Origin of the sequence: Streptomyces sp. NPDC060028 (assembly GCF_042736725.1) — a bacterium.
In the GTDB taxonomy this organism is placed as follows: domain Bacteria; phylum Actinomycetota; class Actinomycetes; order Streptomycetales; family Streptomycetaceae; genus Streptomyces.
Map to the genome: position 1 here is coordinate 1 of NZ_JBHWVJ010000157.1, position 6,711 is coordinate 6,711.

Genomic DNA, 6,711 nt, shown 5'->3' on the forward strand with positions numbered 1-6,711 from the left:
CACTCGGACCTGGAAGGAGTCCAAGGATCCCGACAAGGACGCCAAACTCGACCGCGTTGAGCACGTGACCAGGCATTTCCCGGACCGCTGCTTCGCCTTCGACCAGTTCGGCCCCTTGTCGATCCGCCCCTGCCACGGCTCCTCCTGGGCCGAAGAGAAGAAACCGGACCGGCTGCCGGCCACCTACCACCGCACCCACGGCATCCGCTACTTCCACGGCTGCTACTCCATCGGCGACGACCAGCTGTGGGGTGTGACCCGCCGCCGCAAGGGCGGCGACCACAGCCTCGCGGCACTGAAGTCGATCCGTGCTGCCCGGCCCGACGGGCCCTATCTACGTGATCATGGACAACCTCTCGGCAAACAAGACGCCAGCCGTCCGAACCTGGGTGGGCAAGAACAAGGTCGAGCTGTGCCTGACATCGACCAGCGCGTCGTGGGCCAACCCCATCGAGGCCCAGTTCGGGCCCCTACGGAACTTCGTCATGGGCGGTTCCAACCACCCCAACCACCCGGCACTGGCCCGGAAGCTGCAGGACTACCTACGGTGGCGCAACGCGAATGCCCGCCACCCCGACGTCCTGGCCGCCCAACGCCGCGAACGCGCCAAGGTCCGCAGCGAACGACACCAACGCTGGGGCCGACCACGACCTCAAGCCGCCTGACCAACCCCGGCGAACGTTCGTGGACAACGCACTAGCGATCTCTTGCTTCCACCGGGCGCCCTACCAAGGCGGCGGCAACGCCGGCATTGAAGCTCTCCCAGAGGAAACCGCGCCGTACTGGACGCTCCAAGAGGCGCTCGGCTACCTGGTCGAGCCCCCCGAACGTGCTCCTGAAGGTCTCGACGCGGTCTCCCGCTTGGTCTGCGAGTGCGGCCGCCACCGCTCCGAACTGCATCTCGTTGCGGAAGTCCTGCCTCGGCTGCACCTGTTCCGTGAAGTCGAAGGCCAGGTGGCCGAGGTCCTGCCACAGCCACATCACCCCCACGGTCAACCCGCTGCCTTGGCTCCACGTGGGTGAAGGAAACTCGACAATCCCGAGCCACCAGCCGCGGTCGTCGACCCAGATGCGGGATCGACCGCGCTGATTGAGACCGAGCGGCCGCAGCCGCTCTCGAGCCGCAGAGGCGACCAGCCGGGACGCCGGAGAAGTAGCTGCCATGCAGCCCATTGTCGTCGGCCTCTCGATGCCGACGACGCTGAGGGGAACCCCTCCTGTACTTCCAAATCGACTCCGGCGAGAGCCCCGACCAGTCGCGAACCCTCCACGAGGCGCGTCAACCTACGTTGAACCGGATCGTTGACGTTCGGTGCCTGGGCAGCCAGGTGGGGCCACTTCAAACCGTTCCTCTGCCGGGGCCAAAGGAAGCCGTCCGGGCTGGGCCAAGACGGGGGTCTGGCCCAAGTTCTGTGGGCCGGTGACGCTGAGTCACGCGAGGAGGACTCGTTTCCGGAGGAGCGGGAATCCAGCACGGCCGAACATCTGCCGTTTGAGCATCTTGATCCGGTTGACTGTTCCTTCGACGGGTCCGGAGTTCCAGTCGGTGGTGAGTCCGGCGGTGACGGCGTCGAAGTCGCTTTGGAGTCCGGCCGCGAAGGTGCTGATGCCGGGCAGGCCGGCTGTCATCGCCTCGGTGATCCATTCGGGCAGGCGCAGGCCGTCGAGCGTGGTGAGCATTTCCGCGAACGAGCTGGTCAGTTCAGCGGCGGAGGCCAGTTCCGGGATGCGGTCGAGGACTGCTTTGCGGCGAAGCTTGTCCTCCTCGGTCAGGGTGGCCGGGTGCCGGGTAAGCCAGCCGGTCACCTGCCGTACCGATGGTGGTGGCGGGGCGGGTGTGAAGCCTTCCCGCTGGGGCAGGTCGCGGCGGATCCAGTCGCAACGATGGAGTAGTGGCCGCGGAAGCCTCGGGCGGTGATCTCCCGGAAGAGAGCGAGGACGGTCACTCTTCCGCCGGTCTCGGCCCAGCGTGCGGCCAGGTAGGGCTTGAACTGATCGAGCTTGCTCGGGAGCTGCCGTTTGCGGCCCTTGACCATGTCCTGCCAGGACGCTGCGCGGGCGTATCGCTGCACGGTGTGCCGGCCCCAGCCCAGGTGCTGTGCGACGGCCCGCAGGCTCATGCCCTGGGCGAGGAGTTCGTGGACCAGGGCGTGGTGCATCCGGGCCCGCTCGGCGAACTTGCCCGTCGGCGTGTCCGTTTCATCGTCCCGACCGGTGGCTTCTCCGGTCGGGGTCTCCCAGACGGGTTCCGGTTCGGGGACCGGCAGCGGCAGGTCACGCAGGCCGGAGCGGTGGGCGGCCACCGTCTTCTCGACGGCGGAAGCGAGGTTCTGCCAGAGGTGGAACCGGTCGGCGACCTGGAGGGCCTGGGGTGCGGCGGTGTCGGCCGCTTCGGCGTAGGCGCCGGCGCGGTCGCGGCAGATGACTTCGATTCCGGGGTGGGCCGCGAGCCAGGGGGCGAGGGTGGCGGCGTCGCGTTCTGGCAGCAGGTCGAGGACCCGGTGGGTCTCGGCGTCGATCACGACCGTTCCGTAGACGTGACCGCGGCGCAGGGCGAAGTCGTCCACCCCGACAGCGCGGGGTTCGGTCGGCGCCGGGTCGGGCAGGTCCATCACCCGCCGCAACAGCGTATTGCGGCTGGTCACGATGCCCAGATGCGCGGCGAGGCGTGCACCGGCCCGCCCGGCGAGCGCCAGCCCGACCTTGCTCATTGTGGACCGCAGACGCTCGGTGGTCCGGCCGTGGCGCCTGGTCAGTCCCGGCGCCTGCTCGACGAACGTGCGCCGCGGACAGGATGGGGTCGAGCAGACGAACCGGCGGACCCTCAGCACCAGCACACACGGCCGCCCACCGCAGGCAAGATCCGTGGGGAAACGCTGGTAGGAGCCGTGAACCTGAGCCGACCAGTCCCCGCACGCCGGGCAGTAAGCACCGCTCGCGGTGCACCGTGCCTCGACGCGTATCGCTTCGCCGTCCGTCTCGACGGACGTGATCACGGCCGTCGTGTCCGACGGGAACAACAGCTCTTGCACCGCAGAGGGATCTTCGCTCACGGCGACCGAATGTCGAGCACGCCAGCCATACGAGGAGCGAAATCCGGGCGACCTCCAAGCCCTCGCCATGAAGATCAACAACTACAACGAGTAGTCACCTCACACAACTTGGGCCAGACCCCAAGACGGACCGTCCTAGACACCCCCACGAGGCCGGAACGGGCACCGGGCCGCTCACCGCTCACCCGGGCGCAGAACGCGAACGCGCCGGGCGGGCGGAGCCTTCGCCGTACCGGTGGTCTCGCCGGTGGCGGTGGGCTTCGCTACCTGCACGTGGGTCTCGGCAACCTCGATCAGGTCCGCCGGAGTGACGCCGAGGATGCCGCACAGGGCAGCGAGGGTGTCCATCGACAGCCGCTGTGGAGGCTGGGTGACCAGCCGGAACACCTGCTCCCGCGAGAGATGTACCCCGTACTCGGCCAGGAAGGGGACGAGGTCGGTGGTCTGGTACATGTCCCGCTCGGCCATCAGACGGCGCAGGTTCCATGTGAAGCCCATCCGTTTCATCACCGCGGTAACACCCCTCCACCAGTGGGTTCCAGACGTTTGTGGAGCGCGGCCTCGATCAGCCGGTTGCGGTACTCGTCCGACACCCACGTGTACAGGGCGGTCGTCGCCGCGTGGAGTGACCGACCTGCTCCTGGACGAACCGCTCCGGATATCCGAACGCGATCAGGTGCGTGATGTAGGCGTGCCTTGTGTCCGCAGAGGCCGTGTGCGGATGACCTCGTGTCGCGATTGAGCAGGCCAGGTGGCGAGGCCGCATTCGCGACGCAGATCGTCGGTCGTGTTGCTTTCCACGGGGTTTCCTGCAATGCGGATCACTCGCTGCTGGTGCCCGTGGGGCCGTGTTGTCAGTGGGGGCTGAGATCGTGCCTCCGTGAGCGAACTGGTTGAGCATGTCGATGAGCATGACCGCGTGTTGGGGATAGTGGAGCGAGACGAGGCGGTGCGCGAGAACTGGCCGCATCGCATTGCAACAACGATCTGCCGTGACCGCGAGGGGCGGATCTTGGTTGTGCGGCGGTCCGAGACGCATTCCCGGTTCCCGGGCCACTACGACGTGATGGTCGGCGGCGCAGTGGACGTGGGCGAGTCGTATGAGGAGGCGGCGGTCCGCGAGCTGGGTGAAGAGCTCGGCGTTCGCGTGCCGGTGCGCTTCCTGTTCAAGTTCCTCTGCAGGGAAGGGATCGGCCCCATATGGTTCGGGGTGCATGAGGCCCTCTTGTCGTCGGAGTCCCTGGTCCCGGACCCGGGTGAGATCGACTGGCTGGACTGGCTGACGGTGGCTGAACTGCGCGAAGTCGTTGATCAATGGTGCTTCGTTCCGGGAGGGCGGGAAGCTCTGCGCCGATATCTCGATTCCGGGCCCGACAGCGGTGTGGGCGAACTGGTGGCCGGGTGATCGGCGATGCGGGTCGCCTCGGTTCGAAGCGGGCATTTCAGCTGCAGGACCCGATGACTTTGGTTCGCGGATCTGGAAGGCGTCTGACCCTGGATTTCCCGGCGGCAGCTTCGCGGAGCCAGGTGATCACTTCGTGTTGGGCGGCGAGCCGGGCCAGGGCCTGGGTGCGGAAGTCAGTGAGCTCGTCGATTGTCTGCTTCGATCGGTCCAGCCGCTCCCTGAGTTTGGCGTTCTCCGTCTTGAGGCGGGTGATCTGGGCTTCGCGGGGGTCGGGAATGTCGCCGGCCTGCTGCAGGGCCTGAAGGCGTCGCGCGAACTCGACGCGGAGGTGAGAGTAGGGGCGGGTGCCGTAGAACGCGGTGCGGTCGACTGCAGCCTCGCCGGCGAGGGTCTTGATGTCGCACTTTCCGCCGGGCGGGATCTCGCCGCGAAGGAGCCGGTCCATGGCGGCCCGGATACGGTTCCCCTCGGAGGCGCTCAGGCGAGTGAGGACCGGGCGCTGCTCGGCTTCTCCTCCGCGGAATTGCGGGAGCACGCCTGATCAGCAGCGGGGAACCTGAGCATGCCGCCTGCGGTGAGCCGGGGGTCCTTGGGCGGGTGACGGCAGGCGCCCGGCGGCCGGGTCTCCGGGCGGAGGGCCCGCCGTCCGGAGCGGGCGGCCGTCGGTCGTGCGCAGGCGGAGACGGTGCCACGGTCTCAACGGGCAGCCGCTCCCGGGGTACGCGCGCAGCCCTGCGGTGTCGACGCACAGCGGGGCGCATCAGGCCCCCCTGAACGAGATGGCGGCTTACTCGGAGATTTGGTCTCGGGAAATTCCTTTCGAGACCAGCACATGCGGTTCTAGGCTTCCCCGATGGACGAGTCTGACGCGCCCGACCCTGATGAAGCCCAGGCCGTACCGAGCCCGCTGCTGCTCACGTTTCCCCGATCGAGGCGTACGTCCGCACCGAGACCGGCCGCTACCTCGACCCCTGGTACGACCGGCTGCGCGACACCTACCTGGCGACGATGGCCGACCTCGGCGTCACCCCCGGCATGGACGACAACGAGTTCCTCGAGGCGATGGCCGCCGTCAAGGACGGCGACCCGGCGCTGAAGCTGCTGCTCAAGGCGATCAAGGCGACCGCGAAGGGAGGCATCGGCAAGCTGCGCCAGCGCAACAGCCGCGGCGAGGTCCCGTTCTACGAGCCGTGGCCGGCCCTGGAGCGTGAGACGTGGCGCCCCGACATCCGGGCCGCGGTCCTGTCGACCGTCCGCGTCATCATGCATCGCAAGATGATGAAGATCGCCGCCGCGGCCGACATCTACCCCGTCGCCATCGCCACCGACTGCCTCGTCTACCCCTCCAACGGGCCCTCCCCGCTGGACCTCCTGCCGTACACGCCCGACGGCAAGCCGGTCACCGGCACGTTCCGCCTCGGCGTCTCACCGGGGATGGTCAAGCACGAGGGCACCCAGACCGTCCTCTGGGCGGCAGCGGAATTCGAAAAAAGCGGGGGCCTGTTCAACATCGCCCGGAACATCAAGAACGGCCGCCCGGCCGACGACGACGGGGAGTAGACGATGGTCAGCTCGCTCGGGGACAGCCTGGACCGCGCCCTGGAGAAGGCGTTCACCCGCCCCGCCCCCAAGAGCGCTCAGGCGCAGATGAAGTACCTGGTCAAGCAGCTCAAGGGAACCAAGGCGGCCGCCGCCGCGCTCGGGGTGTCCCAGCGCACCGTGGAGCGGTACATCAAGGGACAGCTGAAGCGGCCCCGCCACGCCACGACCTCGCCGCCCGCATAGACCGCGAGGTCAAGAAGCGGTGGCAGCCCCAGCTGAGGGCCAAGGCCAAAAAGGCCGCCGCGACGAGCACCGGGATCGTCGTCCCGACCCGCGCCCGGTTCGGGTTCACCGCCGCCCCGGGCACCACGGACGACGGTCGGCTGCGCCACATCAATCAGGCGCTGTCCCCGCAGTGGGCCCAGAAGCTGTTCGACGCCCGCGACCAGGGCGCCACCGAGCAGCAGCTCCTGGACATCGCCGCGCAGGGCTTGGGCCACCACTACTTCCGGGACACGGCCGCCGCGCCCGCGACCTGGACGTGGAGTTCACCGACGTCCAGGAAATCGACATCACCCTCTGACCCGCAACGGACGAGGGGCCCCGCACCCCCCCCCCCGGGGGGGGGCCCCGCCCCAGGGCCCCCCCCCGCGCGCGCGGGGGGGGGGGGTGGGGGGGCCCCCCCCGGGGGGGCGGGGGCCGCCCGGGGAA

General features: G+C 68.6%; 7 protein-coding genes and 2 pseudogenes. 4 read left to right on the forward strand and 5 right to left on the reverse strand.

Annotation, left to right across the window (positions count from 1 at the left end):
- Positions 1 to 665 (forward strand): annotated as a pseudogene (locus tag ACFWBF_RS36855) (transposase); the annotation flags it as partial.
- 31 nt (positions 666 to 696) lie between these two features.
- Here the strand turns inward: ACFWBF_RS36855 and ACFWBF_RS36860 are convergent.
- From ACFWBF_RS36860 to ACFWBF_RS36875, 4 genes are all read right to left on the reverse strand, one after another.
- Positions 697 to 1,164 (reverse strand): hypothetical protein, encoded by a 468-nt coding sequence (locus ACFWBF_RS36860; RefSeq protein ID WP_385609201.1) that lies wholly within the window; start codon positions 1,162 to 1,164, stop codon positions 697 to 699.
- Positions 1,165 to 1,431: 267 nt separating this feature from the next.
- On the reverse strand, positions 1,432 to 1,806 hold the full coding sequence (locus tag ACFWBF_RS36865; RefSeq protein ID WP_385609202.1) for a transposase: 375 nt from the start codon (positions 1,804 to 1,806) through the stop codon (positions 1,432 to 1,434).
- Entirely contained in the window at positions 1,803 to 3,122 is a 1,320-nt protein-coding gene (locus ACFWBF_RS36870; protein WP_385609203.1) for an ISL3 family transposase, read from the reverse strand. The genes ACFWBF_RS36865 and ACFWBF_RS36870 overlap by 4 nt, the downstream gene beginning before the upstream one ends.
- Before the next feature lie 105 nt (positions 3,123 to 3,227).
- Complete coding sequence (locus ACFWBF_RS36875) at positions 3,228 to 3,563, reverse strand: helix-turn-helix domain-containing protein (RefSeq protein ID WP_385609204.1); 336 nt, start codon at positions 3,561 to 3,563, stop codon at positions 3,228 to 3,230.
- A 370-nt stretch (positions 3,564 to 3,933) separates the two neighbouring features.
- Here ACFWBF_RS36875 and ACFWBF_RS36880 point away from each other — a divergent pair, with 370 nt between their 5' ends.
- Positions 3,934 to 4,458 (forward strand): NUDIX hydrolase, encoded by a 525-nt coding sequence (locus ACFWBF_RS36880; protein ID WP_385609205.1) that lies wholly within the window; start codon positions 3,934 to 3,936, stop codon positions 4,456 to 4,458.
- Between the two features lie 37 nt (positions 4,459 to 4,495).
- On the opposite strand, the gene ACFWBF_RS36885 is transcribed toward ACFWBF_RS36880, so the two are convergent.
- Positions 4,496 to 4,903, reverse strand: a complete 408-nt coding sequence (locus ACFWBF_RS36885; RefSeq protein ID WP_385609206.1) for a hypothetical protein — start codon at positions 4,901 to 4,903, stop codon at positions 4,496 to 4,498.
- 563 nt (positions 4,904 to 5,466) lie between these two features.
- On the opposite strand from ACFWBF_RS36885, the gene ACFWBF_RS36890 reads away from it, so the two are divergent.
- Entirely contained in the window at positions 5,467 to 6,018 is a 552-nt protein-coding gene (locus ACFWBF_RS36890) for a hypothetical protein (protein WP_385609207.1), read from the forward strand.
- A 3-nt stretch (positions 6,019 to 6,021) separates the two neighbouring features.
- Positions 6,022 to 6,583: pseudogene (tpg, locus tag ACFWBF_RS36895) on the forward strand (telomere-protecting terminal protein Tpg).
- Positions 6,584 to 6,711 lie beyond the last annotated feature (128 nt).